Origin of the sequence: Streptomyces sp. NBC_01445 (assembly GCF_035918235.1) — a bacterium.
In the GTDB taxonomy this organism is placed as follows: Bacteria; Actinomycetota; Actinomycetes; order Streptomycetales; family Streptomycetaceae; genus Streptomyces.
The window spans coordinates 8,382,604-8,409,260 of sequence record NZ_CP109485.1 but is presented as its reverse complement, the minus strand read 5'-3'; the positions used below and the strand labels follow the sequence as shown (position 1 = coordinate 8,409,260).

General features: G+C 69.5%; 20 protein-coding genes and 2 pseudogenes. 11 read left to right on the top strand and 11 right to left on the bottom strand.

Translation table 11 applies throughout. The features are described from left to right. Nucleotides 1–7: 7 nt before the first annotated feature. The 4 genes from OG574_RS38330 to OG574_RS38315 are packed head-to-tail and all read right to left on the bottom strand — an operon-like array spanning nucleotide 8 to nucleotide 5,124. The gene (locus tag OG574_RS38330) at nucleotides 8–637 is read right to left on the bottom strand and encodes a CoA transferase subunit B (RefSeq protein WP_326776945.1); all 630 of its coding nucleotides are present in this window, start codon (nucleotides 635–637) and stop codon (nucleotides 8–10) included. After that, nucleotides 634–1,392: a CoA transferase subunit A gene (locus tag OG574_RS38325; RefSeq protein ID WP_326776944.1), complete on the bottom strand. Its 759-nt coding sequence runs from the start codon at nucleotides 1,390–1,392 to the stop codon at nucleotides 634–636. The genes OG574_RS38330 and OG574_RS38325 overlap by 4 nt, the downstream gene beginning before the upstream one ends. A 13-nt stretch (nucleotides 1,393–1,405) precedes the next feature. Then, nucleotides 1,406–3,178, bottom strand: a complete 1,773-nt coding sequence (locus OG574_RS38320; RefSeq protein WP_326776943.1) for an FAD-dependent oxidoreductase — start codon at nucleotides 3,176–3,178, stop codon at nucleotides 1,406–1,408. A gap of 17 nt (nucleotides 3,179–3,195) precedes the next feature. Next, the gene (locus OG574_RS38315) at nucleotides 3,196–5,124 is read right to left on the bottom strand and encodes a maleylacetate reductase and hydroxyquinol 1,2-dioxygenase domain-containing protein (RefSeq protein WP_326776942.1); all 1,929 of its coding nucleotides are present in this window, start codon (nucleotides 5,122–5,124) and stop codon (nucleotides 3,196–3,198) included. Nucleotides 5,125–5,884: 760 nt separating this feature from the next. Here OG574_RS38315 and OG574_RS38310 point away from each other — a divergent pair. Both OG574_RS38310 and OG574_RS38305 read left to right on the top strand, forming a co-directional pair. Further along, the gene (locus OG574_RS38310; protein ID WP_326776941.1) at nucleotides 5,885–6,166 is read left to right on the top strand and encodes a hypothetical protein; all 282 of its coding nucleotides are present in this window, start codon (nucleotides 5,885–5,887) and stop codon (nucleotides 6,164–6,166) included. Between the two features lie 153 nt (nucleotides 6,167–6,319). Then, nucleotides 6,320–6,563, top strand: a pseudogene (locus tag OG574_RS38305) (IS110 family transposase); the annotation flags it as partial. Here OG574_RS38305 and OG574_RS38300 read toward each other — a convergent pair. Continuing rightward, nucleotides 6,560–6,994, bottom strand: coding sequence for a hypothetical protein (locus tag OG574_RS38300; RefSeq protein ID WP_326776940.1), 435 nt, complete (start codon nucleotides 6,992–6,994; stop codon nucleotides 6,560–6,562). The pseudogene OG574_RS38305 and the gene OG574_RS38300 overlap by 4 nt on opposite strands. 740 nt (nucleotides 6,995–7,734) lie before the next feature. Then, on the bottom strand, nucleotides 7,735–8,157 hold the full coding sequence (locus OG574_RS38295) for a YjbQ family protein (RefSeq protein WP_326776939.1): 423 nt from the start codon (nucleotides 8,155–8,157) through the stop codon (nucleotides 7,735–7,737). Nucleotides 8,158–8,278: 121 nt separating this feature from the next. Here OG574_RS38295 and OG574_RS52810 point away from each other — a divergent pair, with 121 nt between their 5' ends. From OG574_RS52810 to OG574_RS38270, 6 genes are all read left to right on the top strand, one after another. Then, on the top strand, nucleotides 8,279–8,362 hold the full coding sequence (locus OG574_RS52810) for a putative leader peptide (RefSeq protein ID WP_350495123.1): 84 nt from the start codon (nucleotides 8,279–8,281) through the stop codon (nucleotides 8,360–8,362). A gap of 147 nt (nucleotides 8,363–8,509) precedes the next feature. Continuing rightward, nucleotides 8,510–9,448, top strand: coding sequence for an ABC transporter permease (locus OG574_RS38290; RefSeq protein WP_326776938.1), 939 nt, complete (start codon nucleotides 8,510–8,512; stop codon nucleotides 9,446–9,448). Then, on the top strand, nucleotides 9,421–10,197 hold the full coding sequence (locus OG574_RS38285) for an ABC transporter ATP-binding protein (RefSeq protein ID WP_326776937.1): 777 nt from the start codon (nucleotides 9,421–9,423) through the stop codon (nucleotides 10,195–10,197). Before OG574_RS38290 ends, OG574_RS38285 begins: the two co-directional genes overlap by 28 nt. A gap of 164 nt (nucleotides 10,198–10,361) precedes the next feature. Continuing rightward, nucleotides 10,362–11,405 (top strand): ABC transporter substrate-binding protein, encoded by a 1,044-nt coding sequence (locus OG574_RS38280; RefSeq protein ID WP_326778754.1) that lies wholly within the window; start codon nucleotides 10,362–10,364, stop codon nucleotides 11,403–11,405. 2 nt (nucleotides 11,406–11,407) lie between these two features. Beyond that, complete coding sequence (locus OG574_RS38275) at nucleotides 11,408–12,589, top strand: LLM class flavin-dependent oxidoreductase (protein ID WP_326776936.1); 1,182 nt, start codon at nucleotides 11,408–11,410, stop codon at nucleotides 12,587–12,589. Nucleotides 12,590–12,644: 55 nt separating this feature from the next. Further along, on the top strand, nucleotides 12,645–13,784 hold the full coding sequence (locus OG574_RS38270) for an NAD(P)-binding domain-containing protein (protein ID WP_326776935.1): 1,140 nt from the start codon (nucleotides 12,645–12,647) through the stop codon (nucleotides 13,782–13,784). Nucleotides 13,785–13,862: 78 nt separating this feature from the next. Here OG574_RS38270 and mltG read toward each other — a convergent pair whose 3' ends face one another. Together mltG and OG574_RS38260 are read right to left on the bottom strand one after the other, a co-directional pair. After that, a complete protein-coding gene (gene mltG, locus OG574_RS38265; RefSeq protein ID WP_326776934.1) occupies nucleotides 13,863–14,711 on the bottom strand; it encodes an endolytic transglycosylase MltG in 849 nt (282 codons plus the stop codon). Between the two features lie 111 nt (nucleotides 14,712–14,822). Further along, the gene (locus OG574_RS38260; protein ID WP_326776933.1) at nucleotides 14,823–16,643 is read right to left on the bottom strand and encodes an ABC transporter ATP-binding protein; all 1,821 of its coding nucleotides are present in this window, start codon (nucleotides 16,641–16,643) and stop codon (nucleotides 14,823–14,825) included. 93 nt (nucleotides 16,644–16,736) lie between these two features. Between OG574_RS38260 and OG574_RS38255 the strand changes: the two genes are divergently transcribed. Together OG574_RS38255 and OG574_RS38250 are read left to right on the top strand one after the other, a co-directional pair. Then, on the top strand, nucleotides 16,737–17,180 hold the full coding sequence (locus OG574_RS38255; protein WP_100598426.1) for a MarR family winged helix-turn-helix transcriptional regulator: 444 nt from the start codon (nucleotides 16,737–16,739) through the stop codon (nucleotides 17,178–17,180). A gap of 38 nt (nucleotides 17,181–17,218) precedes the next feature. Further along, complete coding sequence (locus tag OG574_RS38250) at nucleotides 17,219–20,137, top strand: FAD-binding and (Fe-S)-binding domain-containing protein (RefSeq protein WP_326776932.1); 2,919 nt, start codon at nucleotides 17,219–17,221, stop codon at nucleotides 20,135–20,137. A gap of 313 nt (nucleotides 20,138–20,450) precedes the next feature. Here OG574_RS38250 and OG574_RS38245 read toward each other — a convergent pair whose 3' ends face one another. Beyond that, nucleotides 20,451–21,611 carry an RNA-guided endonuclease InsQ/TnpB family protein gene (locus OG574_RS38245; protein ID WP_326776931.1) on the bottom strand — a complete coding sequence of 387 codons (1,161 nt, stop codon included), beginning with the start codon at nucleotides 21,609–21,611 and terminating at the stop codon, nucleotides 20,451–20,453. A gap of 409 nt (nucleotides 21,612–22,020) precedes the next feature. Between OG574_RS38245 and OG574_RS38240 the strand changes: the two genes are divergently transcribed. Beyond that, entirely contained in the window at nucleotides 22,021–23,502 is a 1,482-nt protein-coding gene (locus OG574_RS38240; protein ID WP_326776930.1) for a Gfo/Idh/MocA family protein, read from the top strand. Nucleotides 23,503–23,553: 51 nt separating this feature from the next. On the opposite strand, the gene OG574_RS38235 is transcribed toward OG574_RS38240, so the two are convergent. Together OG574_RS38235 and OG574_RS38230 are read right to left on the bottom strand one after the other, a co-directional pair. Next, on the bottom strand, nucleotides 23,554–24,939 hold the full coding sequence (locus OG574_RS38235; protein WP_326776929.1) for a cation:dicarboxylate symporter family transporter: 1,386 nt from the start codon (nucleotides 24,937–24,939) through the stop codon (nucleotides 23,554–23,556). A gap of 188 nt (nucleotides 24,940–25,127) precedes the next feature. Further along, nucleotides 25,128–26,636, bottom strand: a pseudogene (locus OG574_RS38230) (peptide-N4-asparagine amidase); the annotation flags it as partial. Nucleotides 26,637–26,657 lie beyond the last annotated feature (21 nt).

The window sequence follows — 26,657 nt, the reverse complement described above, 5'->3', positions numbered from 1 at the left end:
AACAGGTCTATCGATGGAGGGTCAGGGGTGTCACGGCGGCGATCTGATCGACCGTCACGCTCGGTGCGGTTTCCACGAGTTCGAGCCCCTGGGGCGTGACGTCGAGGACGCACAGGTCGGTGATGATCCGGTCCACGCAGCCGCGGCCCGTGAGCGGCAGCGTGCACTCCTGGACGATCTTGGAGGTGCCGTCCTTCGTCAGATGCTCCATGAGCACGACGACCCGGCCGGCGCCGTGGACGAGGTCCATCGCACCGCCCATCCCCTTGATCATCCTTCCGGGGACCGCCCAGTTGGCGAGGTCGCCGCGGACAGAGACCTGGAGCGCGCCCAGGATGGCGGTATCGATGTGGCCGCCGCGGATCATGCCGAAGGACAGCGAGGAGTCGAAGAAGGACGCTCCCGGGAGTACGGTCACGGTCTCCTTGCCCGCGTTGATCAGGTCGGCGTCGACCTCGTTGGACGACGGGTACGGCCCGACGCCGAGCAACCCGTTCTCCGAGTGCAGGACGACGTCGACGCCCGGTGGGAGGAAGTCGGCCACGCGGGTGGGCAGACCAATGCCCAGGTTGACGTAGTCGCCGTCCCTCAGCTCGCTCGCGGCGCGCGCCGCCATCTCGTCCCTGCTCCAGCTCATCGCTCGCGCACCGTCCTCTTCTCGATTCCCTTGTCGGCCGCCTGCTCGGGAGTCAGTGCCACGACCCGCTGCACGAACACCCCCGGCAGATGGATCTCGTCGGGGCCGAGGACGCCCGGCTCGACCAGCTCCTCCACCTCGGCGACGGTGACGCGTCCGGCCATGGCGGCCAGCGGGTTGAAGTTGCGGGCCGCGCGCCGGAAGAACAGGTTGCCGTGGCGGTCGCCACGCGCCGCCCTGACCAGCGCGTAGTCCGTGGTGACGGCGTGCTCCAGGATGTGGTCCACACCGTCGAAGGTCCGCACCTCCTTGGGCGGCGAGGCCACGGCGACCGAGCCGTCCGCGGCGTAGCGCCACGGCAGACCGCCGTCGGCGACCTGGGTGCCGACGCCGGCCGTGGTGTAGAAGGCAGGGATCCCCGCGCCGCCCGCCCGCAGGCGCTCGGCGAGCGTGCCCTGCGGCGTCAGTTCGACCTCCAGTTCGCCCGCGAGGTACTGGCGGGCGAACTCCTTGTTCTCGCCGATGTACGAGCCCGTGACCCGGGCGATACGGCCCGCGGCCAGCAGGATGCCGAGGCCACGGCCGTCGACGCCGCAGTTGTTCGACACGACCGCCAGATCACTCGCCCCGCTCTCGTACAGAGCGCCGATGAGCACCTCGGGGACGCCGCTCAGCCCGAAGCCGCCGACGGCGAACGACCGTCCGTCCGTCACATCCGCCAGGGCCTCCTGGGCCGTGGCCATCACCTTGTCCATGCCGTTTTCTCTCCTACCGGGCCAGCACCCGGCGCAGCGCGCCGAGCAGTTCGTCCTCAGCCGACCGCGCGGTCTCGGGGGCGGTGGCGCGGCGCCAGGCGACGTAGCCGTCCGGGCGCACCAGCAGCACGCCGTCCTCGGCGATCTCGCTGACGCGGCTCCATTCGCCGTACGCGTCACGGAAGTTGTCGTCGCCGACGCACACCACGCGCAGCGATACGCCGAGTTCTTCCTGGCACGCGGTCGCGGCGATGTCCCAGACGCCGCCCGACAGGCCGGTCAGCACGGTAAAGGTGCCGCGCCCGACGACGTCCAGCGTGGACCGGCGCTCGCCGTGCTCGTCGACGAGCCACGCGTGCGGCAGTTTCGCGCCGGGCCGGGTCGTCGGCTGGTGCACCAACTCCCGGTCCTGCTCCCAGACTTCGGCGGGACTGTCGTCCGGCAGCACTGCGGAGGATTCGTAGCGCTGGTTCATCTCGACGCCGTGCGCGTTGAACTCGTAGTTCTTGAGCTGGATCGCCTCTTCGAGCAGGCGCCGCTTCTTGGCGCCCTCGGGGGTCGGCGCACCGATTGCCGCGAGCCCGTCGGCGATGGCCTCGTCATCGCCGCCACCGCCGATGCCGAGCACGTCGAAGATCGGGCCGAACTGGTCACGGCTGAGGTTGGCCCGCTCGACGACCTGCCGCCCGACGGGGGCTCGTTCGGCGGAGTAGGTGTCGAGCAGCTCGGGGCCAGCCTCGCCACGGACCACCATCGCGAGCTTCCAGGCGAGGTTGTACGCGTCCTGGACGGAGGTGTTGGAGCCGAGCCCGTTGGACGGCGGGTGCCGGTGCACCGCGTCACCCGCGCAGAAGACCCTTCCCGACGAAAACACCGAGGCGTAGCTGTGGTTGACGGTCCACAACGAGGTCGACATGATCTCCACCGGCAGGTCGGGGTCGCCGATGAGGTCGCGTACGATCTGCCGCGCCGACTCCTCGTCCACCTCCGGCGGCGGCTGCTCGATGTCGTACCCCCACACCAGCAGCCACTCGTTCCACGGACGCACCATGCGCACCAGGCCCATGCCGATGCCGCCCATCTCCGCCCCGGGCTGCATCACCCAGTACAGGACGCTCGGCCGGTGGGCGCAGTACTGGGCGAGGTCGGCCTTGAAGACGATGTTCATGCTGCCGGCCTTGGCCATGCGTCCGTCGAAGGGGAGGCCGAGCTGCTCGGCAATCGTGCTGCGCCCGCCGTCCGCGCCGATCAGGTAGCGGGCCCGTATGGTGAACTCGTCGCCTCGGACCCGGTCGCGCAGCAGCGCGGTGACGCCGTTCTCGTCCTGGGTGAAGCTGAGGAACTCGGTGTCGTAGCGCACCTTGGCGCCGCGGGCCGCCGCGTTGTTCACCAGGATCGGCTCCAGATAGGTCTGCGGCAGGTCGATCATCTCGCAGGGGCTCTTCGACACGTACTCGCTCGCCGTCGCGGGCCCCGTGCCCCAGCTGCGGATGCGGCCGATCTCGTGCCCGGTCAGCGAGGTGCACAGCACCGTGTCGCCCATGAGGTGGGACGGGCTGCCGAGGGCCAGCGCCTCGGACTCCACCCCGAGGTCGCGCAGGACCTCCATGGTGCGCTGGTTGGTGATGTGCGCCCGCGGCGTGTTGGCCAGCCAGCCGTACTTCGTCACCAGCAGGGTGCGGATGCCGTAGGTGGCCAGCAGCAGCGCGGTGGAACCACCGGCGGGGCCGCTGCCGACGACGAGGACATCGGTGTCGTACGTGTCGTGCGCATCGGTCGTGGTCATGGGTGGGTGCTCCTCGGTCATCCGGCCAGGGGGGCGAGACGGAAGGTGTATTCGAGCCGGCGCCACTCGCCGTCGACGTGGCGGCCGTCGGGGGTGGGGCCGGTCCCCGGCGTGAAGTCGACGATGAGTTCGTCCTTGACGCCGAAGACGGTGTCGCTGTCCATGTAGGCACCGCCCGACACGAACAGCTGCGTGATGAGCCGGCCGTGGCCCGGCGCGTCGAACATGAAGTGCAGGTGGGGCGCCCGGTAGGGGTGCCGCCCGACCGCGTCGAGCATCTGCCCGACCGGCCCGTCCCCCGGGATCGGGTACTCCGAGGGCAGGATGGACCAGAACGTGACCCGCCCCTCGGCGTCGGTGCGCAGCCGGCCCCTCAGCACCGGCCCTTCCAGATCCGGGAGTTGGACGTCGTAGAAGCCGTCCGTGTTGGACTGCCACACGTCCACCACCGCACCCTTGATCGGCTCACCGTCGGTGTCCGTGACCCGCACGTCCGCCCAGAGCGGGATGCCGGGCAGCCCCGCGGCGATGTCGCCGCCGTGCTCGGTCTCGGGTGGGCCGTCCACATAGAAGGGACCGAGCACGGCCGACGGAGTGGCGCTGGGTGTACGGGAGTTGGTGAGGAGGTCCACGGCGCTGGAGACGCCGAGGGTGTCCGACAGCAGCACGAACTCCTGACGGGTCGGGCCGCAGATCTCGCCGGTGCGGGTGAGGAAGTCGATGGCGTACTGCCACTCGTCCTCGGTGACGTCGTTGGTGGCGACGAAGGTGTGCAGGTGCCGGACCAGGTCGCTCAGCAGGGTGCGGACGCGCGGGTCCGGGGCCTCGCCGAAGCTCGCCACGACCTGTTCGGTGAGACGGGCCAGCCGGGCCTCCGTGGAGGGGGGACCCACGGGGCGGCGTCCGTGCCAGGCGCCGGCCAGAAGTTCCGCGATGCCCTCGGCAGTCAGCTCGCGCGGGTTCGGGTAGGGCGTCGAGGTGGCCAGCTCGACGGCGCGGGCGAGGCCGGACTCCGGCATGCCGAGGTCGCGCAGCGAGGTGGGACCGCCCAGGGAGGCGACCAGGTCGTACACGCCGCTGGGGGCGTCGGGCACACCCAGGGCGTCGGCGATGCGGCGCATCACGTCGGGCACCGCGGGCGCGTTGTAGGCCATCGCGTGCGGCAGGACGACGGTGTGCGTCTCGGCGTGCGGCAGGTCGAAGCTGCCGCCGAGGGTGTGGCACAGCTTGTGGTGCAAGCCCATACCCACCGTGGCGAGGCAGGTTCCGGCGAGCCAGGCCGCGTGCAGCAGGTCGGCGCGCGCCTCCAGGTCGGACGGGTCGGCGGCGAGGCGGGGCAGCGCGCGGGCGATGCGTGAGATCGCGTCGAGGGCCTGCTGGTCGGTGACCGGGTTGGCCTCGGCGGAGTACAGCGCCTCGACGGCGTGGGCGAGCGCGTTGACGCCGCTCGTGACCGTAATGGACAGCGGCAGCGTGAGAGTGAAGTCGACGTCGTAGACGACGGTCTCGGGCAGGATCTCCGGAGACGACTGGGTGACCTTGCGACCGTCCCGGGTCTCGCCGAGCACGGGGGTCACCTCGGAGCCGGCGTAGGTGGTCGGCAGGATCACCTGCGGCAGGCCCGTGCGCAGGGCCAGTGCCTTCGACAGGCCCGTGGTCGAGCCGCCGCCGACGGCGACGATGCCGTCCACGGCCGACTCCCTGAGCACGTCGAGAGCCTGCTCGGTCACTTCCACCGGCGTGTGCATGGCGGCGCCGTCGAACTCCGCCGCCAGCAGTCCGCCGAGCGCCTCGCGCACCTGTACGGAGGCCGCCGCGAGCGGCCCGCTGGACAGCAGCAGCACCCGGGAGCACCCGAGCCGCTCGACCTCCTCACCGAGGCGGCCGACCGTGCCGGCGCCGAAGACCACCCGCGAGGGGTGGGATGTATAGACGAACGTTTGCATTGAAAACTGCCTCCGCGTGTCATCCGGGTCGCGTCGGTCCCTTGAGGCTCCGAGTATGCGAAGGACGTCCACGCGAACTCCTGCACGATCCACGCGTCCGGCTGCACGAAACACGCGTGTGTGGTGCGCCTGCCGTCAGGTCGACCTGGTGATGGTTCGCTGAGCTGCGGTTGGCGTGATCGTGCCAGGTGTGGTCGCCGAGGCGGAGCTGGGGCGGCTCTCCCACGCGAGCGCTGCCGCCTCGACGCCTTCGCCCACGGTGGAGCCTCGAACTCCCTGCCGGCTGGGCCGCCGCTCTCGACCAGAAAAACCAGCAAGAACCCCTGGACGAGCCCGTCACATAACTGACGCTCGGGAGGCATCCGGGCGTCGAACCGCTCCGCAAGCCCGCAACGGGACCTCATGAGGGACGAAGAGGGGGCGCGTTCAGCTACCGCCGCCCGGCCTCGCCGAGGAACACGGCACTGACGGGCTGCGCACGCACGGGCCAAGGGGCATTCGGCGCACCGGCACTCGACGCCACAGCCCCGCCGCAAGCATCAGCCGAGGAAGGTCAGGCGCACCTGACGGTTCGTATTATCGATGTTCGTGTCCGCAAAACTCCGTTAAGACACAACTCCAGGCTATCCGGACTCCGTTGCGTACCGGACCAACGCCGTGGCCCGACGCTCTCTCGGGATTGGAGCGCCAACGAGACTCATGGAGGCGCGACCGGCAGTGTCGTCTTACCGCCACTATTACCTCATGAGGACCAACTGACATGCTCGAACGAGATGAGGCAGAGGGCAGGGCTGCGCAGTTCCTGGCCGAGCAGAGTCGGGACTGGGGGCAATCGTCCAACGTGCGCATCATCTCGGAGTACTGCTTGGTCGACAGAGGCCAGTTGATCGCCCCCTACGATCACGTCGAGTATTTGGACCACGGCGTCGAAGACATGCAGCTGGGAGGTAACCTTCCCATCGCAGTGGACCTGTCGACCGGTGTGTGCCGGTTCATCGACTGGGACGAGGCGCACGATTTGATGGAGCGCGGACTGCTCTGAATCCAGGGAGCTAGGAAAGCACGGCAGTTCAAACCGCGGTTACAACGCCGGTCTCCCATCGCACAGTGGTGGGAGACTGCCCGGAGTTGGCTGTTGTGCGAGGTGGGGTTGTCGAGGCCTGCGTAGAGCATGGTGACGAAAGGTGAATCCTGGGGTGCCCACAGATGTCGCACCGGGAACAAGCAGCTCAAACGAGCCTTCTTCCTCTCTGCGTTCGCTGCCCTGGCCGACCCCGCATCCCCGGACCTACCACGACAAGAAGATCGCCAAGGGCAAGCACCACACCCAGGCCCTGCTCTGCCTCGCCAGACGCCGAGCCGACGTCCTCTTCGCCATGCTCCGCGACGGAACCTTCTGTGAACCGCAGCCCATTCGGGCCGTCGCTCCGCAAACCTAGACCATGGCCAGCAGGTGATCCGTTGGTCCGTAGTCGATCTTCCAGTCGGCATAGACCCCGCAGAACCCATCCCTGATGCACCGCAGGCCCACGGTCACCCAGCGGACCGAGCCGTCGTTGCCGAGCGAGAACGCCACCGCGGCCTCGAACTCCTCGCTCCCGCACGGGCAGCCGGCCGCACCGGGCTCGTCGTCCTCCCAGGACTCCTCGTTCCAGTACTCCTCGCTGTCCGCGATGAACGCACGGCGGTCGCAGCCCGAACACTCCCGTTCCGCGCCGGACGCGTTGACCAGCACGAAGAACACACGACCGCCGCACCCCTCACAGACAGAAGGAGCGATCTTCACCGGGCGGCCGTCGACCGCCTCCCGCAGGAGGAACACCGCGAGCCCCGCGGGGACACCCTCACCAACCCGATCATCAGCAGGCACGGACGCATCGTTCCAGATGCCTCGAACCCACACCAGACCAGCTTGACCAAAGACATAGGGGCCCCCGCGAACACGCACAACGGCCGGACGACGTTGGCGTTCACCGCCGGATTCTACGACTCGACGCGCGGGCGGTTCGGTGGTAGCTGATGCCGAGGCAACGTCCGGTACGGCGTCCTATGGAGGACGGCGACCGAGCGTGCCGTGTCCGGCCACCGGCCGCGCCAGACCACGAGACCGCGCCGCTCCCCTAAATCCCGGCACCCCGCTCACCAAAGTACGTCCCGAGGGCAATGCCTGCAGTGACGGAGGCTTCACCGATCGCCCACCGGGACCATTGCGGGGCTGCGTTACAGCCATGCGGGGCGCCGGCACGCTTCCATCCCGCCGGATGGCTCTGCGACGACCACCGGCCGTAGTCGATAGGACGGGCCACCCGCGAGAGCGTCCTCCACTCTCCCGATCGCCCCCACGACTTCCCACTCCCGACCGCCCCTGCCGCCCGGGCCAGCAGCTACCAAGGTCCGGACCATCCACGGACCAGTCCCCGACCGAGAGTCTTACCCCAGCTCAACACCGATGCATGTGCTGTACCACCAGCAGACGAAGAACCTACTGTCACGCTGCGCAGGTACCCCGCGGTCGATGCAAAGCTCAGCGGCTGTGACCGACGGGCGACAACGCCAACCACTCGGTTGGCGCGGCCGGGCTCCCCCTCTACAGTTCCAGCCGGCGGCCCCTTAACCGAGGAAGCTCAGCCGGACCTGACGGTCGGTGTTACTCGTGTTTGTGTCCACCAGGCACACCGACTGCCACGTGCCCATTTCCAGGGTGCCGGCGATCACCGGGAGGGTGGCGTGGGGTGGGACCAGGGCCGGGAGGACGTGGTCGCGGCCGTGGCCCGGGGAGCCGTGGCGGTGTTGCCAGCGGTCGTCCGCGGGGAGCAGGGAGTGGAGGGTGGTGAGGAGGTCGTCGTCGCTGCCCGCGCCCGTCTCGATGACGGCCACGCCGGCCGTCGCGTGGGGCACGAAGATGTTGAGCAGGCCGTCGCGGCCCGCGGCGACCTCGCTCAGGAAGGTCTCGCAGTCGTGGGTCAGGTCGACGACCCGCTCCGCGGAGCCGGTGGATACGTTCAGGATGCGCGTGGTGAAGGCGTCGGACATGCGTCCATCCTCACTCATCGGGCGCCGTCCGCGCCCGATCCGGGCCCGCCACCTGATACAGCGCGTCCATCCATCGAGACGCCATTGACCTTGCGTCGACAAGGTGGCTACTTTCTGCGGCATGTTGCGTTCAGTTCTGCTCACCACGCGCGGTCACATCGACCTGCTGCGGGTGGCCTCCGCCGCGTGTCGCCGCGGCTGCTGACGCCCTTTCCCCGCATCTCCGGCTACGTCGCGTAGCCCCGTACGCCCCTGCCTCGACCCCGCGTGAACTCACGCGGGGGCGCTGACGCATACGCGTACCCCTTTCACCTTCACCGCTGCCCTCCCCTGCCTTCTGCGTGGAGCACCCATGAGCATCAGCCATGCCCCGCCGGACCCGGACGTCGTCGCCAAGTCGGCTGCCCCGGATGCCGTCCCCGCCGATTCCGATGCCCCATCCCATGCCCAATCCCATGCCCCATCCCATGCCGATTCCGTCGGCAGTCCCGAGCTCGTCCGTCTCGTCCCCTCCTCCACCCGACGCACTCGGGTCCCGCGCTGGCTGCGTCGCACCTCCGGGCCCGTCCTGCTGCTCATCCTGTGGCAACTCCTCAGCAGTACAGGTGTGTTGACTGCCGATGTCCTCGCCTCGCCCGGCACCATCGCCAGGGTCGCCGGCGACCTCGTCTCCGACGGGTCGCTGCCCAACGCCATGGGGGTCTCGCTCCAGCGCGTCGCGATCGGCCTGCTGTTCGGCGTGGTCGTCGGTACCGGACTCGCCCTCGTCTCAGGCCTGTTCCGGGTCGGCGAGGACCTCGTGGACGCCAGCGTGCAGATGCTGCGGACCGTGCCGTTCGTAGGGCTGATCCCGCTGTTCATCATCTGGTTCGGGATCGGCGAGGCGCCGAAGATCGCCATCATCACGCTGGGCGTCTCGTTCCCGCTGTATCTGAACGTGTACGCCGGAATCCGCGGCGTGGACGCGCAGTTGATCGAGGCCGGGGAGTCGCTCGGACTCTCCCGCTGGGGTCTCGTACGCCATGTGGTCCTGCCGGGCGCGCTACCCGGCGCCATGACCGGGCTGCGGTACTCGCTCGGCATCTCCTGGCTGGCCCTCGTCTTCGCCGAGCAGATCAACGCGGACGCCGGCATCGGCTTCCTGATGGTGCAGGCCCGCGACTTCCTGCGGACCGACGTCATCGTCGTCTGCCTGATCGTCTACGCGTTCCTCGGCCTGCTCGCCGACTTCGTCGTCCGTACCCTCGAAAGGCTGCTGCTGCAATGGCGACCGACGTTCACCGGCCGGTGACCACCACCAAGTCCCCGTCCACAGAGACCCGTTCGGCCGTACGCGTGGAGGGGCTCACCCGCTCCTTCGACGGGCGTGCCGTCATCGACCGCCTCGATCTCGACGTGAATCCGGGCGAGTTCGTGGCGCTCCTCGGCCGCAGCGGCTGCGGCAAGTCGACCCTGCTGCGCATCCTCGCCGGGCTCGACCGCGACATCGAGGGCACCGTGCTCGTGCCGCGCCGCAAGGCCGTCGCGTTCCAGGCGCCGCGCCTCATGCCGTGGAAGCGGGTGTGGCGCAACGTACTGCTCGGGTTGCCGGGCAAGCCCGAACGGGCCCTCGCCGAGCGGGCGTTGGAGGAGGTCGGCCTCGACCATCGCACCAACGCGTGGCCCAAGACCCTGTCCGGCGGCGAGGCCCAGCGTGCGTCGCTGGCCCGCGCTCTGGTGCGCGAGCCCGATCTGCTGCTGCTCGACGAGCCGTTCGGCGCACTCGACGCGCTCACCCGCATCAAGGCGCAGCACCTCGTCGACGAGCTGTGGCAGCGACGCGGCTGCGCCGTCCTCCTGGTCACGCACGACGTCGAGGAGGCCGTCCTGCTCGCCGACCGTGTGCTCGTGATGGACGAAGGCGTCATCGCGTACGAGACCGAGATCGATCTGGAGCGTCCGCGCGGGATATCCGACCCGCGCTTCGGCGAACTGCGCACCGAGCTGCTCCACCGACTGGGGGTCGACGCGCCGGAGACTTCCTCCCCTGCCGCTGCCTGACGTTTCGTCAGGTTCTCCCACCCCTACACACACCACCCGTACCGGCACACCGCCCTACGGCCATTCCGGCCTGCGCCGACGGGCCGAAGCCCACCCGCCGAGACCGACCAGCCATGACCAACCCGCCAGGACGACCTGCCATGAACCCACCGAACGGACTCCCCATGCGACGACGCCTCGCCCCCGCTCTGCTGCTCCCCCTGGCCCTGCTGCTCGCCGCCTGCTCCGGTACCTCCGCCGCCGATACGTCCACCGGCGCCTCGGGCGGCGGCGGGACTGACGGCAAGGGGAGCCTCACGCTCAACGTCGGTGACCAGAAGGGCGGTTCGGAAGCCGTACTCCGGGCCGCCGGAGAGCTCGACGACCTCGACTACAAGATCCGCTGGTCGACCTTCACGTCCGGGCCACCGCTCCTTGAGGCCGTCAACGCCAGGGCGGTCGATATCGGAGGGGTCGGCAACACCCCGCCCGTCTTCGCGGCCGGCGCCAACTCGAAGATCACCATCGTGGCGGCCAGCCACGGGACCGCGAAGGGCGACACCATCCTCGTCCCGACCGACTCGAAGCTGAAGAAGCCCGAGGATCTCAAGGGCCGGTCCATCGCCGTGGCGCAGGGCTCGTCCGCGCACTACCAGTTGGTCGCGTCCCTGAAGAAGGCCGGTCTTTCCCTGAAGGACGTGCAGGTCAAGTACCTCCAGCCGGCCGACGCGCTGGCCGCGTTCACCGGGGGCAAGGTGGACGCCTGGGCCGTCTGGGACCCGTATACCTCCCAGGTTCTGCGGGGGAAGCAGGGGCGTGTGCTCACCGATGGGGACGGGCTCACCAATGGGCTCGCGTTCCAGGTCGCGGCGCCGTCCTCGCTCAAGGACAGCAAGAAGGCCGCTGCGATCGGCGACTACCTCAAGCGGCTCAAGCGCGCCCAGGACTGGGTCTTCAAGCATCCCGAGGCGTGGGCGAAGGTCTGGGCGAAGGACACCGGGCTGCCCTACGACGTCGCTCTGGACGCGGTGAAGCGCACCAACGGCACCCGGGTCACCGTCGCCGTGGACAAGCCCGCCATCGCCTCGGAGCAGCAGATCGCCGACACCTTCGCGAGGCTGAAGCTGATCCCCCGCAAGGTCGACTTCGCGTCGTTCGTGGACACCCGGTTCAACGGTGGTCTGCCGGCGTCGACGACCGCACCCCGTACCTTCGGCAAGGAGTCCTGACGATGAGCGTCCACCTTCACTGGTTCCTGCCGACGGGCGGCGACGGCCGCACGCTCGTGGACCGACACGCCTACACCGACGGGGGCGTGAAGCGCTCGCGGATCGCTCCGGTCAGCGGCGTGCGCGCGCCCGACATCGACTACCTGGCCCAAATAGCCAAGGCCGCCGAGCAGTTGGGGTTCGAAGCGGTTCTGACGCCGACGGGCACGTGGTGCGAGGACGCCTGGCTGACGACGGTGGCCCTCGCCCAGCACACGGAGCGGCTCAAGTTCCTCGTGGCGTTCCGGCCCGGGGTGATCTCGCCGGTACTCGCCGCCCAGATGGCGGCCACGTACCAGCGGATCACACGCGGGCGGCTGCTCCTGAACGTGGTGACGGGTGGTGACTCGACCGAGCAGCGGCGCTTCGGCGATCACCTGGACCACGACCGGCGCTATGCGCGGACCGACGAGTTCCTCTCGGTCGTGCGCGGTGTGTGGAGCGGGCAGCCGTTCGACTTCGGCGGTGAGCATTACCAGGTGGAGGGCGGTCTCACCGCGCTGCCGCCCGACCCGCTGCCGGAGATCTTCTTCGGCGGTTCTTCGGCCGCGGCGGGTCCGGTCGCCGCGCGGCACACCGATGTCTATCTGACCTGGGGCGAGCCGCCCGAGCAGGTGAAGCAGAAGATCGACTGGATCCGAGGGCTGGCCGAGAAGGAGGGTCGCACGGTCCGGTTCGGGATCCGGCTGCACACGATTTCGCGCGACTCGTCGGCGGAGGCGTGGGCAACGGCGAACCGGCTGCTCGACGACCTGTCGCCGGAGACCGTGGCGGCCGCCCAGGAGGCGCTCGGCCGCAGCGAGTCGGTCGGGCAGCAGCGGATGCTCGCGCTCCACGGGGGCTCGCGCGACGACCTGGAGATCTCGCCCAATCTGTGGGCGGGCGTCGGTCTGGTGCGGGGCGGCGCGGGCACGGCGCTCGTCGGCAGCCACTCCGACGTCGCGGACCGGATCGAGGAGTACCACGCGCTGGGCGTCGAGCACTTCGTCCTGTCGGGCTATCCCCATCTGGAGGAGGCGTACTGGTTCGGGGAGGGTGTGATCCCGGACCTGGCGGCGCGCGGTCTGCTGCCGCGGACACCGGCGTCGCCGCTCACCAGGCCGGCCGTCGGTGGCGCGCCGCTTCTGGTGGCCGGGGGCCGCTGAACCGTCGCGCGCTCGCTGCGGGAAGATCCAGGACCCCGGTGCAGTTAGTAGAAGCGTGAACGATATCGGGGTGCGGGACACAGCGGACGTACGCGAGGTCGACGTGGTCGTCATAGGCGCTGGGCAGGCAGGACTGTCCAGCGCCTACCACCTGCGCCGGGCCGGCTTCGAGCCGGAGCGGGACTTCGTCGTGCTCGACCACTCCCCGCGCCCCGGCGGAGCCTGGCAGTTCCGCTGGCCTTCACTGACGTACGGCAGGGTGCACGGCATGCACTCGCTGCCGGGCATGGAACTGACCGGCGCGGACCCGGCCAGGCCGTCGTCAGAGGTGATCGCGGCGTACTTCGCCTCGTACGAGGAGACGTTCGACCTGCGGGTGCGGCGTCCCGTCGATGTGCGCGCCGTGCGTGAAGGCGGTGGGGGTCCCCCCTGGACGGAGCCTGTCGGAGTCCTTGGGGGAGGGAGGCTGCTCGTCGAGACGTCCGCCGGGACGTGGTCGACGCGTGCGCTGATCAATGCGACGGGCACCTGGGACCGGCCGTTCTGGCCGCGCTACCCGGGGCAGGAGACGTTCCGCGGACGTCAGCTCCACACCGCGATCTACCCGGGTCCGGAGGCGTTTCGCGGACAGCGGGTGGTCGTGGTGGGCGGCGGGGCCTCCGGGACGCAGCATCTGATGGAGATCGCGCCCTACGCGGCCGCGACGACCTGGGTGACGCGCCGGCCGCCCGTCTTCAACGAGGGTCCCTTCGACGAGAACTTCGGCCGCGCGGCGGTCGCCCTGGTAGACGAGCGGGTCCGGGCGGGGCTGCCCCCGCAGAGCGTGGTGTCGGTGACGGGGCTGCCGCTGAACGACGCGATCCGCAAGGCCCGCGCCGATGGTGTGCTCGACCGGCTGCCGATGTTCGACCGGATCACGCCGTCCGGCGTCGAGTGGGACGACGGCCGGCGGGTCGACGCGGACGTCATCCTGTGGGCCACGGGCTTCCGGCCCGCGATCGAGCATCTGGCACCGCTGAAGCTGCGCGGGCCCGGCGGCGGCATCCAGGCCGAGGACACCCGGGTGGTCGCCGATCCGCGGATCCATCTGGTGGGCTACGGGCCTTCGGCCAGCACGATCGGCGCCAACCGGGCGGGGCGCGCGGCCGTACGGGACATCAAGCGCCTGCTGGCCGGGGCGCCGGTGGCCGCCTGACGCTCCCGAACGCGACGCTCCGGCGCGGGCCGATCAAGCTGCGTGCGATCAGGCGCGGCCCGGTCAGTCGCGACCCGCTCAGGCGGACGACGGCTTGCCGCTCGTGCGCAGCTTGTTGAACTCCGCGACGTTCTTCTGCTGTTCGTTGAAGTCCGCCGTGAAGCGGGTGTCGCCGGGCTTGACCGTCACGAAGTACACCCAGTCCCCCTGCGGCGGGCTGATCGCGGCCTTCATGGCCTCGGCCCCGGGGTTGGCGATGGGGGTGGGCGGCAGCCCCATCCGGACATAGGTGTTGTACGGGTTCTCGGCCCGGGTGTCCTTGGTGGTGGTGTCGAGCGTGGAGCGGTTGAGCCCGTAGTTGATGGTCGAGTCCATCTGGAGCGGCATACCGCGGTCGAGCCGGTTGTAGATGACGCGGGCCACCTTCCCCATGTCTTCCTTGGTGGCCGCCTCGGCCTCGACGATGCTCGCGATGGTGAGGGTCTGATAGGGGTTCACCGCGTCCCGGTCGGCTCCCGCCGTCACCTGGCTGCCGTTCAACTTCCTGTTGGCGGTGTTGACCATGTAGGACAGCAGGCTCGCCGGAGTCGACTTGTCGTTGAGTGGATACGTCGCCGGGAAGAGGTAGCCCTCCGGGTTGCCCTCCGCGTCCCCCGGGAGCTTGAGGCCGGCCTTGGGGACGGCCTTTTTGCTCGTGCCTGCCGGGACACCGAGGGCCTTGTCCAGGGCCTCGTAGACCTGGCCCGCACGCCAGCCTTCGGGGACGGTCAGTGCCTGCGGCCGCTTGTCACCGCCCCCGTGGTGCGGGAGCAGGAGCGGCACCACCACCGCGGCGGCCGCCGCCACGAGGGCCCCACCAGCAATCAGGGAGCCGCGGCCCCGGCGTGTCAGTCGCATCGTGCTCCTTTGCGGAGTCTCGTTCAGCATGGCCGAACGCTAACCCGCAGAGGATGGCAAACCGGGGCATATCGTAGCGTCGGTGGCTCCACTTGGGCGTCACCCGCATGCCCGGTCACGGCCCAGGGTCTTTCGTTCGGATCAGGCTGGGCTCGCGGGCTCCAGTTGGGAGTCTCTGCGGACCAGGGCGGCATAGCGGCCGTCCCGTTCCAGAAGCTCCTCATGGGTGCCGCGCTCGGCCACCTGCCCGCCGTCGAGGACGACGATCTGGTCGGCGCCCCGGATCGTGGACAGCCGGTGGGCGATGGTCACGGTCGTACGGTTGGCCGACAGGGCGTCGATGGCTTCCTGCACGGCGAACTCGGTGCGGGTGTCCAGGGCGCTCGTCGCCTCGTCGAGGATGAGGATCGGCGGGTCGCGCAGGATCGTGCGGGCGATGGCGAGGCGCTGCTTCTCGCCGCCGGAGAACCGGTGGCCACGCTCGCCGACGACGGTGTCGTACCCGTCGGGCAGGGAGGCGATGTGCTCGTGGATCTGGGCCGCCCTGGCCGCAGCGTGCAGCTCCTCCTCGGTGGCGTCGGGCTTGGCGAACCGGAGGTTCTCCGCGACCGAGGCGTGGAAGAGGTACGTCTCCTGGGAGACGACGCCGACGGCACGGGCGAGGGTGTCGAAGTCCAGGTCGCGCACATCCACCCCGTCGAGGGTGACGCGCCCGCCCGTGACGTCGTACAGACGCGGCACCAGGTAGCTGAGCGTGGACTTGCCGGAGCCGGTGGGGCCGACGACGGCCAGGCTGCCGCCCGCGGGAACGGTGACGTCGATCCCGTCGAGTATGGCCGCGCTCTTGCCGTCGGCGGCGTCGTAACGGAACTCGACGTCCTCGAAGCGGACTTCACCCTTGATCGTGTCGAGGCGGACGGGCTGCTCGGGCTCGGTGATGTCGATCGGCAGGTCGAGGTACTCGAAAATGCGCTGGAAGAGCGCCAGCGACGTCTGAATCTGGACGCCGGTGGCGAGCAGGCTCACGGTCGGCCGGAACAGGCCCTGCTGGAGCGAGACGAAGGCGACCAGGGTGCCGATCGAGACGGAGGGGCCGCCGAGCTGGAGCGCGACGCCCGCGACCCAGTAGATGACGGCGGGCATGGCGGCCATGACGACCGTGATGACAGCCATGCGCCAGCGCCCCGCCATGTTCGACCGGACCTCGAGCCCGACGAGCTGGTCGGACTCGTCGGCGAACGAGCGGGTGAGCGAGTCTGCGCGGCCCATCGTGCGGCCGAGGAGGATGCCGCTCACGGAGAGGGACTCGGTGACCGTGGCCGCCATCGCGGCCATCTGCTTCTGGCGCTCCGTGGCGATCTTCTTGCGCTCGCGGCCGACGCGGCGGCTGATCCACACGAAGACGGGCAGCAGGACCAGCGAGACGGCCGTGAGCCGCCAGTCGAGCGCGACCATCGCCACGATGGTGGCGACCACACTGGTGAGGTTGGAGACCAGGGACGTGGCGGTGGAGGTGACCGTCGCCTGCATGCCGCCGATGTCGTTGGCGATGCGGGACTGGACCTCACCCGTGCGGGTCCTGGTGAAGAAGGCGAGCGACATGCGCTGGAGCCGGCCGTACACGGCGGTGCGCAGGTCGTGCATGACGCGCTGGCCGACGGTCGTGGAGATCAGGGTCTGCAGGACGCCGAAGACGCTGGTCACGACGGCGCTGAGGATCATGCCCAGGGCGAGCAGGCTCAGCAGCCCGGTGCGGCCCTGCGGGATCGCGGTGTCGAGGATCTCCTTGAGCAGGAAGGGCGTGGCGACCGAGACGAGCGAGGCGGCGCCGACGAGCAGGCCGACCAGCGCGAGTCGGGCGCGATAGGGACGGAAGAGGGCCAGGATGCGGCGCATCTGCCGCGGCTCCGGCGACGTGGTGTCGGAGGGCGACGGCGTCCAGCCGGGTTCGTCGTGACGCATGAGCCTCCTACGAGTCGTGATTCAAGGTCTCAGGGAGCATAGCTCATTGTTACCTATACTCACAATGAACAAGGTCCTGATATTGTTCCGCACATGAGTACCCCGGACGCCGACGGCCTTCTCGCGGAGCAGCTGCTCCGGCTGACCCGGCGGCTGCAGCGGATCCAGAAGCGCTATCTGGAGCCGGTCGGGATCACGCCCGCCCAGTCCCGGCTTCTGCGCACCCTCGTGCACTACGACACCCCGCCGCGCATGGCCGACCTGGCCGAGCGTCTCGAAGTCGTGCCCCGCGCCGTGACGACCCTGGTCGACGGTCTGGAGACGGCCGAGCTGGTGCGCCGGGTGCCCGATCCCACGAACCGCAGGGTGATCCGCATCGAGCTCACCGAACAGGGCCGCAAGGCGCTGCGTGAGCTGCGCAGCGCGCGCAGGACCGCCGCAGAGGACATCCTGGCTCCATTGAGCCCCGACCAGCGCGCCCAGCTGGGCGTCCTGATGAACGCGCTGTTCGAGACGCCGTACGACCACCGCTGTTAGCCCCGGGCCGACAGCGGCCGAAGAGAGGTTGGAGAGGCATGCCCCTGCTGGAGCCGAAGCCGGAAGCGCTGCGCCCGGGACCGCACGCGGGAGGCCCGGCGCCCGACCGGGTACCGGACGCTCAGGCCGGCGGGACCCCGGAGCCGCTCCGCTCCGAACTGTCCGGGCTCCTGGGGGCGGACAAGGTCCTCACGCACATCTCGGACCTCGTGCGGTACGCGTCGGACGCGAGTCCCTACCGTTTCGTGCCGCAGGTCGTGGTGGTCGCCGAGGACATCGACGACGTGTCGGCCGTCCTGTCGTACGCGCACGGCAGGGGCCGCGAGGTGGTCTTCCGCGCGGCGGGCACGTCGCTCAACGGGCAGGCGCAGGGCGAGGACATCCTCGTGGACGTCCGCAAGCACTGGGCGGGCATCGAGGTCATCGGCGACGGTGAGCGGGCCAGGATCGGCCCCGGTACGACAGTCGTGCGCGCCAACATCACGCTCGCGCGGCACGGGCGAGTGCTCGGCCCCGACCCGGCAAGCGCCATTGCCTGCACCATCGGCGGGGTCGTCGCGAACAACGCCTCGGGCATGACGGCGGGCACCACAAGGAACTCCTACCGGACGGTCGCCTCGCTCACCTTCGTGCTGCCCTCGGGCACCGTGGTGGACACGGCCGACCCCGATGCCGAAGCGTTCCTCGAGCACGCCGAACCGGCTCTCTGCGTGGGCCTGTTGGAGATCAAGGGCGAGATCGAGGCCGACGCGGAGCTGGTCGCCCGCATCCGCGCCAAGTACGAGATCAAGAACACCAACGGCTACCGCCTGGATGCCTTCCTGGACGGCGCGACACCCGTGGAGATCCTGCGCGGCCTCATGGTGGGGTCCGAGGGGACGTTCGGCTTCATCTCCGAGGTCGTATTCGACACGCTGCCCCTCGACCGGAAGGTCTCCACGGCGCTGCTGTTCTTCCCCTCGCTGCCCGCGGCGGCAGCGGCGGTCCCGCTGTTCAACGCGGCGGGCGCGATCGCCGTCGAGGTGATGGACGGCAATACGCTGCGGGCCTCGGTGCGTGTGGAGGGGGTGCCCGCCGACTGGGCGAGCCTGCCCAAGTCGACGACGGCGCTCCTGGTGGAGTTCCGCGCGCCGGACGAGGCCGCCCAGGAGCGTTACGAGGCGGCGGCCGCCGAGGTGCTTGAGGGGCTCGAACTGGTGGCGCCCGTGGCCTCGGTGACCAACGCGTTCACGCGGGACGCGAAGACGATCGGTGGCTACTGGAAGGCCCGCAAGGCGTTCGTGACGGCGGTCGGCGGATCGCGCCCCTCCGGGACGACGCTGATCACCGAGGACTTCGCGGTGCCGCCGTCGCGCCTGGCCGAGGCGTGCGAGGCGCTCCTCGAACTCCAGAGGCGGCACGGCTTCGACGCCGCCGTCGCCGGTCATGCGGCGCACGGCAATCTGCACTTCCTGCTCGCCTTCGACGCGGGCAGGCCCGAGGACGTCGAGCGGTACGCGGCGTTCATGGACGAGTTCTGCCGCCTCACCGTCGAGCGCTTCGACGGTTCGCTCAAGGCCGAGCACGCCACGGGGCGCAACATCGCGCCGTTCCTGGAGCTCGAATGGGGCGCGAAGGCCACGGAGTTGATGTGGCGCACCAAACAGGTCATCGACCCGGACGGTGTCCTCGCGCCCCGTATCGTCCTCGACCGCGACCCCAAGGCCCATCTGCGCGGCCTCAAGACGATCCCCAAGGTGGAGCTGATCGCCGACCCGTGCATCGAGTGCGGCTTCTGCGAGCCGACGTGTCCCAGTGAGGATCTGACAACCACGCCACGCCAACGGATCGTCCTGCGCCGCGAGATGATGCGCCAGCCGTCCGGTTCGCCGGTCGAGGACGGGCTTGTCGAGGCTTACGGGTACGACGCTGTGGACACGTGCGCGGGCGACTCGACGTGCAAGCTGGCGTGTCCGGTCGGCATCGACACGGGCGCCTTCATGAAGGAGTTCCGGCACGCGCGGCACAGCCCGCGCGAGGAGAAGGTGGCCGCGTTCACGGCGAAGAACTTCAGGGCCGTCGAGGCGTCGGCGCGGCTCGCCGTGGCGGCCGCGGGCAAGATCGGTGACCGGCTCCTGACCTCCGTGACCCAGGCCGCCCGCAAGGCCGTCCGCCCCGACCTCGTACCGGAGTGGCTGCCGGAGATCCCCGCCGCCGCTGCCCGCAAGCTGCCCCGCACCGCGCGCGTGGGGGCTGCCGCGGTCTACTACCCGGCCTGTGTGAACCGCATCTTCGGCAGCCCCGGAGAGGTGTCCCTCGCGCAGGCCATGGTCGCCGTGTCCGCGCGCGCGGGACGGCCGGTCTGGATTCCGGACGATGTCGCGGGGACGTGCTGCGCCACGATCTGGCACTCGAAGGGGTACGACGAGGGCAACACCGTCATGGCGAACCGGATCGTCGAGGCGGCCTGGGGCTGGACCGCCGGCGGCAGACTGCCGCTCGTCGTCGACGCCTCGTCGTGCACGCTCGGCATCGCCCATGAGGTCGTCCCCTATCTGACGGACGACAACAGGGAGTTGCACAAGGAGCTCAGGATCGTCGACTCGATCGTGTGGGCGGCGGACGAGCTGCTGCCGCACCTGACGGTGCACCGGACGGTCGGTTCGGCGGTCCTTCATCCGACGTGTTCCATGGAACACCTGGGCGATGTGGCGCAGTTGCGGGCCGTCGCCGAGGCCTGTGCCGACGAGGTCGTCGTCCCGGACGACGCCGGGTGCTGCGCGTTCGCGGGCGACCGAGGCATGCTCCACAAGGAGCTCACCGAGTCGGCCACCCGCAAGGAGGCCGCCGAGGTGACCGCCCGTGGCTTCGACGCTCATCTGTCGGCGAACCGGATGTGCGAGGTCGGCATGGATCACGCGACGGGCCGCAGCTACTACTCCGTGATCGTGGAGCTGGAGCACGCGACGCGTCCCTAGGACCTGTCGAGCCAACTTCCCGCCGTCCGCCCGGAGGGGCGTGGATACCAGGTTTCAGGCCACGCTCGTGGACCTGGACCCGCCCATGAGTGGGGACCGCGGTGAGCTGCGCGGCGGCGGCCCATGGATGGGGAGCCGGGGTGAGCCGCGGGGCGGCGAAAGCGGCAGTCAGGATCCGCTTCATGAGGCGGCAGTCACCTTCTCGGCCGTAAACGACTGAGCTTGTTCGCTCTGAATCATCTACACCTTGTCGCGCTCCCGACTGTCCCCGACGACGAGACGGTCACGGGTCGCATCTCCCCTTCGGCTCCGGCTATGCGGGAGTGGCGGGGACGGGCATGGTGACAAATGCCCACGCCGAGCGTGCGCGATCACGCACGTTGACCCCGGCGACGACGTCGTCGGGTCCAGCGAGACCGCACCGACGACAACAAAAGTGGTCCCGAGTAGGCCGGTTAGCCTTCTCGGTGTGGCCGCAGCGCGGGCAGCGCTGCGAGGTATAGGCCGGATCCACCTCGAGGAAAGCCACCCCGGCCTGTTGGGCTTTGTAGGCGCGGTGCCGGCTGAGCTGGTGGAAGGGCCAGGAGGAGAGCGTGCCGCGCTGGTCGCGTCGAAGCCGTACCCGGTCCCGGATCCCGTCGAGTTCCTCGACGGCGATGCCGCGACCGGTGCGTTGCGCAACCGACACGATCTCCTTGCTGATGCGGTGGTTCAGGTGGGTGGCATGCCGCTGCTCCTTCTTCGATCGCCGCGCCAGGCGGCGGGTGGCCGAGCGCGTCTGCTTCTTCTGCAGCTCGGCCCGCTTGCGGGCACACCAATTCCGGTAGCGCCGCAAGCCGCGACCCTGGTAGTTGGTGCCGTCGGAGGTGGTGGCGAGATTGACGATGCCGCGATCGACACCGATGAAGTCCACCGGCTCCATCACGTCAGGTTCAGGCAGGTCGCAGGTGGCGATCAGGAACCACTTCCCGCCGCGCTGCACAAGATCGGACTCGCCCTTACGGTGCTCGTGCAGGACTTTCAGTTGGTCGGCGGAGCCGGTGTAGCGGAGGGCCTTCATCCGGCCGTCGACAGTCCAGATCGAGACGGTGCGCGCATCGCTCTGCCAGGACAGGCAACGGTCGTCGAACGGCTGCGCCGCCTCGGGCCGGAAGCTGACCGGACTGCTCATCGCCCTGCGGTAGCGCGTCGAGGTGGCCTTGCCCAGGAGCCCGGCCCTGGCCTGAGCAGCCAGCGTGGCGTAGGCGTCGACGACCTTCTTCACCACCCGCACCGCGGGCTGCGCCGACAGTCCGAAGGTCGCCTTGATATCCGCGTAGAGGAGTTTCTGCAGCCCGTTGCGGTCCTTCACACCCTTGTCGAACGCGACGGACGCGACGTGGGTGGCGGCCCGGTTACAGGCGCGCAAGGTCGCTTCCAGAGCCGCCGCCTGCTCGGGCGTCGGCAGCAGCTTGACCTGCACCACCAGCTTCATGACACCTGACGCTAGAACCAACTCCCGCACACACAACCGGCTTTCGTATTCTTGTCCGCGATCCGGTGACGCCCTGGACGGGTGTTCGCTTTTCCCGGCGCCGCCGGGCAGAACCGATCGCGGGCGCTCCGCGCCCTTACGAAACCGACGAGATACGGCGACGCTCCGCGTCGCGAACACAGGAGCCGATTCCTCCCTGGCGCGAACGCCAGGGCCTCCTCGACAGAACCAGGTGAACCCTGCGCACGCGGGAGGCGCCGGAGCGGGCAACTCCCCCGCTACCCATGAGTCCCAAAGAGTCCGTAAAGAAAGTCCAACTCCCTGACCACTTCTGTCCCTTGCGCCCCGGTGTGGTCCCCCTCCAGGGTGGCAAGCGCTTGCAGCGCACCCACCCATCGATGGAGGTCCGATGCACGACGACAACGCGACACCGGCACCCGACGCGAGCCACGAGCAGCCCGAACACGACGCCGCCGGGCAGTCCCGCAGGTCCGTCCTGCGGACGGCCGGCATCGCCGGGGCGGGGCTCGGGCTCGGCGCGTTCACCGGTGGCACGGCGCAGGCCGCCGGCGGGCCAGCCGAGGCCGGGCACAGCGGTGCCGGGCAGGCCGGGACGACGGCCGCCGAGGCTCCGGCCCGGAAGGGCGAGACGATGGTCGGCGTGCCCTTCGAGGGGCGTTCCACCGTGCGGGTCGGCATCATCGGGCTCGGCAACCGCGGCGGCAGCATGATCGATCTGTTCCTGGCGATCCCTGGCGTCCAAGTGGTCGCGCTCTGCGACCCGGTGAAGGACAAGACCGCGAGAGCGGCGGCCAAGGTGACGGCCGCGGGCCAGCCGGCCCCGGCGACGTACACCAAGGGCGATCACGACTTCGAGAACCTGTGCAAGCGGGGCGACATCGACTTCGTGTACGCGGCGACGCCCTGGGACTGGCACTTCGAGATGGCCAAGACGGCGATGCTGAACGGCAAGCACGTCGGTGTGGAGTGTCCGATCGCCCTCCAGCTCGACCAGCTCTGGGAGTTGGTCGATCTCTCCGAGCGCACCCGCAGGCACTGCATGCAGCTGGAGAACTGCTGCTACGGCAGGAACGAGATGCGGGTCCTGCGGATGGCGCACGCCGGCAAGTTCGGCGACCTGCTGCACGGAGCGGGCGCCTACAACCATGACCTGCGCGGCCTGATGTTCGACCCCGACTACTACGAGGGCCCGTGGCGGCGGCTGTGGCACACGCGGCTGCGCGGCGATCTGTACCCCAACCACGGCTTCGGCCCGGTCGCCAACTACATGGACATCAACCGCGGTGACCGCGTCACGCACATCTCCAGCTTCGGCACGCCCTCGCTCGGCCTCGCCCAGTACCGCGAGGCCCATATGCCGAAGGGCGACCCGAGCTGGAAGGAGACGTACATCGAGTCGGACCGCACCATCAGTCTGGTCCAGACGGCGAAGGGGCGCGTCATCCGGCTCGAACACGATGTGTCCACGCCCCACCCGTACTCGCGGATCAACAGCCTCGGCGGCACGAAGGGCGTGTTCGAGGACTACCCGGAGCGGATCTATATAGAGCCGGACCACACGAACGACTCCTGGGGTGACTTCTCCAAGTACACCGACTTCGACCACTGGCTGTGGAAGGAGCACGCCAACCCGCCGGGCGGCCACGGCGGCATGGACTACATCATGGTGTTCCGTCTGATGCAGTGTCTGCGGGTGGGCCTGGTACCGGACTTCGATGTGTACGACGCGGCGACGTGGACGTCGCCGGTGCCGCTGAGCCACTTGTCCATCAAGGCGAAGGGGGCGCCTCAGGCGATCCCCGACTTCACGCGCGGGATGTGGAAGAAGGCGCGGCCGGGGGTGGATTCCGAGAAGCCCGAGGAAGCCTGACGGCGCGGGGGCCCGACGGCGTCGCGTTTGCCGCCGGGCCCCCGCTCGGGCTCAACCCAGGGTCTCCGCAGCGGACTTGGGGTCCTGGGGCTTCGCAAGCTCCGGCGACTTGACCGGCTCGGCCCGGTCCTCCTCCGGTACGAACGCGATCTCCCCGCCCAGTACCTTCTTGGCCCTGGCCGTGTCGAGCGCGCCCTCCCAGCGGGAGACCACGAAGACGGCCACGCAGTTGCCGAGCAGGTTCGTGGAGACGCGCATGGCGTCCATGATGCGGTCGACGCCGAGCAGCAGGGCGACGGCGCCCGCCGGGATGACCCCGAGTGCGGACGCGGTGGCCGACAGCGCGAGGAAGGCCGAACCGGGCACCCCCGCCATGCCCTTGCTGGTGAGCATCAGGACGATCACGACGGTGATCTGCTGGCCGAGCGAGAGGTCGACGCCGACGGCCTGCGCGATGAACAACGTACCGATGGAGAGGTAGATCGACGCTCCGTCGAGGTTGAACGAGTACCCCGTCGGCAGGACCAGGCCCACGGCGTCGTCGCGGCAGCCGGCGTGGCGCAGCTTCTGCATCATGCGGGGCATGACCGTCTCGCTGGAGGCGGTGCCGAGCGCGAGGAGCAGTTCCTCGCGCGTGTAACGGACGAACTTCCACAGGCTCAGTCCGGTGACCGCCTTCATGGCGAGGCCGAGGAGCACGAGGAAGATCACGGCGACGGCGTAACAGACGCCGATGAGCTTGCCGTACGTCGACAGGGCGCCGAGGCCGTACTCGCCCACGAGGTGTGCCGTCGCGCCGAAGACGGCGAGCGGGGCCAGCTTCATGATGAAGCCGACGACGGCGAAGACCACTTCCTGGCCCTGTTCGATGGCGGGCAGGATCGCGGGGACCTTGGTGTTGCCGAGGTGCAGCAGCGCGGCGCCCACGAGGCAGGCGAGGACGAGCACCTGGAGCAGCGAGTTCTCGGCGAAGGCGCCGACCGCGCTGTCGGGGAGCGAGTGCAGGATGAAGTCGCCGGTCGACGGGAGCGAGCCACCGCCGGTCTTGTCCTCGACGGCGGACGCGTCCAGCTTGGACGGGTCGACGTTCATGCCGACGCCGGGGCCGGCGAGGTTTCCGGCGAGCAGGCCGACGACGAGGGCGACGGTCGTCGCCACCTCGAACCACAGGAGGGCCTTGAGCCCGATGCGGCCGAAGGCCTTGAGGTCTCCGGCCTTGGTGATTCCGGCGACGACCACGCAGAAGACAAGGGGCGCGATCATCGCCTTGATGAGACGTACGAAGCCGTCGCCGAGCGGTTGGACGGCTGTGCCCGCGTGGGGCCACAGCCGTCCGACGACGACTCCGATCACAAGTGCGCAGGCGACCTGCGCGAACAACGAGGTACGTAGTACGCGTGCGGCGCGTCGCGGCAGGGACGGTACGGACTGCGGCACGGGGCATTCCTCCGGAGCAACGTCAGTGACTTGTGCGGATTCTGCTATGCGGAAGTTGGATTCCAATTTCTGTTCCGCGAAGCGTCACTATGTCGGAGTAGCGGCTTCCGTAGAAGACCCCGATGTCACATCGGCGTAAATCTTGGATATTGCTCCAAGGCCGGAGGGCGTGCCTGCGCCCGCGCCCCTCAGCAGCGTCTGCGGTCCACCGTCAGCGCACCCTGCGCCGTGGCCAGCTCGCGGTCGTAGCAGCCATCGGGGCTGGTCAGACGGTATCGCTCACGGCTGATGCCCACAGCGTGCCGTTGGTCACGCGGAACGTTCGCCGTGTACGAGGCGTCACCCGCGTAGGTGTCGTCGAGGACCGTCCACGCCGTGCGGCCCGAGCCCGTGGCCCGTCCCGTCGCGGCCCGGTCACCGAGGTCGATCACGGTCCGCAGCCGGTTGTCCGCGTCGAGCGTGGTGGCGCCGTCCATCGTGTAGGCCCGGTTGGTGCGAAGGGTGTGGTGGCCGGAGACGACGGTCTGGCGATCGGTCCAAGTCCCCTTCAGCGCGTCGTTGTTCTCGCCCTCGGTCCAGCGGTGCGTGGACGTGCTGGTGAGGTCCCGGGTGACGGTGGTGGCGACGCGGCCGTGCGAGGTGTTCACGTAGCCGGACACCGTCAGCCTGTGCCCGCCCTTCGCGTCGAGGCGGTACTCGTCCGTGCCGGGCGTGTACGTCGTCGAGCTGTCCGGCTCGCTCTCCTTGTGGCCGGTCAGCGCGCCGGTGACGCGCGCACTCCCGCCGTCCTGCCAGACGAGCACGTTGACCGGGACGCTCCAGCCGCTCTGGCCCTTCGGGACACCCACGACGGAGACGTCGACCTGGTGCGGACGGCCGTCGTCCAGGAGCCCGGCGAACGGCGTCAGGTCGTACTGGAGGGGCCGGACGTCGAAGGCTCCGGGAGCCGGAATCACGTACCACAGGAAGGGGTTGGACCAGCCGCCCGTCCAGACGTTCGGGAACGGCGAGGCGATACCCGCCAGTTGGCCGTCGACGGAGATCTGCACCTCGCGGTACGGGCCGCCGTCCGCCTTGCACGAGTACGGGACCTCGTTCGGCACCGCCAGGTACCAGAACTCCTCGCAGCCACCGCCCGATCCGGTGGCGTACACCTCGGCGACGATGCGCTCGCTGTTGCGCGGGGTGGTGAGTCTGCCCTGGTCGAGCGTGAGCACGCGGTCGGGGGTGTCCGTGGCGGGCTGCCGCTTCACGTGCGGCTCGGCGGCGTAGAAGGTGAGGGTGGCCTTGACCTCGATGACGCCGGTGTACGTGTCGTCGACAACGTTGCCTATCAGCATCTCGACCGGCTGGTCGGCCCGCAGGGTGTCGCTGTAGCGGGTGACGTCCTTTTCCACATTCCAGGCGATGCCGTCGGGCGAGGGCTCGGGGGTGGAGGTGCGCAGGACTTCCACGCCACCGATGTGCAGATAGCCGAGACGGTCGAACTGCCGCCCCTTGACCTTGCCTTCGAGGCGCAGGACGACCTTGCTCCACCGGTCGCCGCAGCCCTTGGGCGGGGTGTAACTGCCCTCGTAGGGCGTGAAGTCACGGAACTCGGTCTCCGCGAGAGCCACGCGGCAGGACTTGGTGGCGGGCTTGGCCACGGGCGGTGTGGCGGTGATCGGGTCGTGCCAGTCGGAGCCGAACTCCGTTGGCGTGTCGGCTGGTTGGAGTGC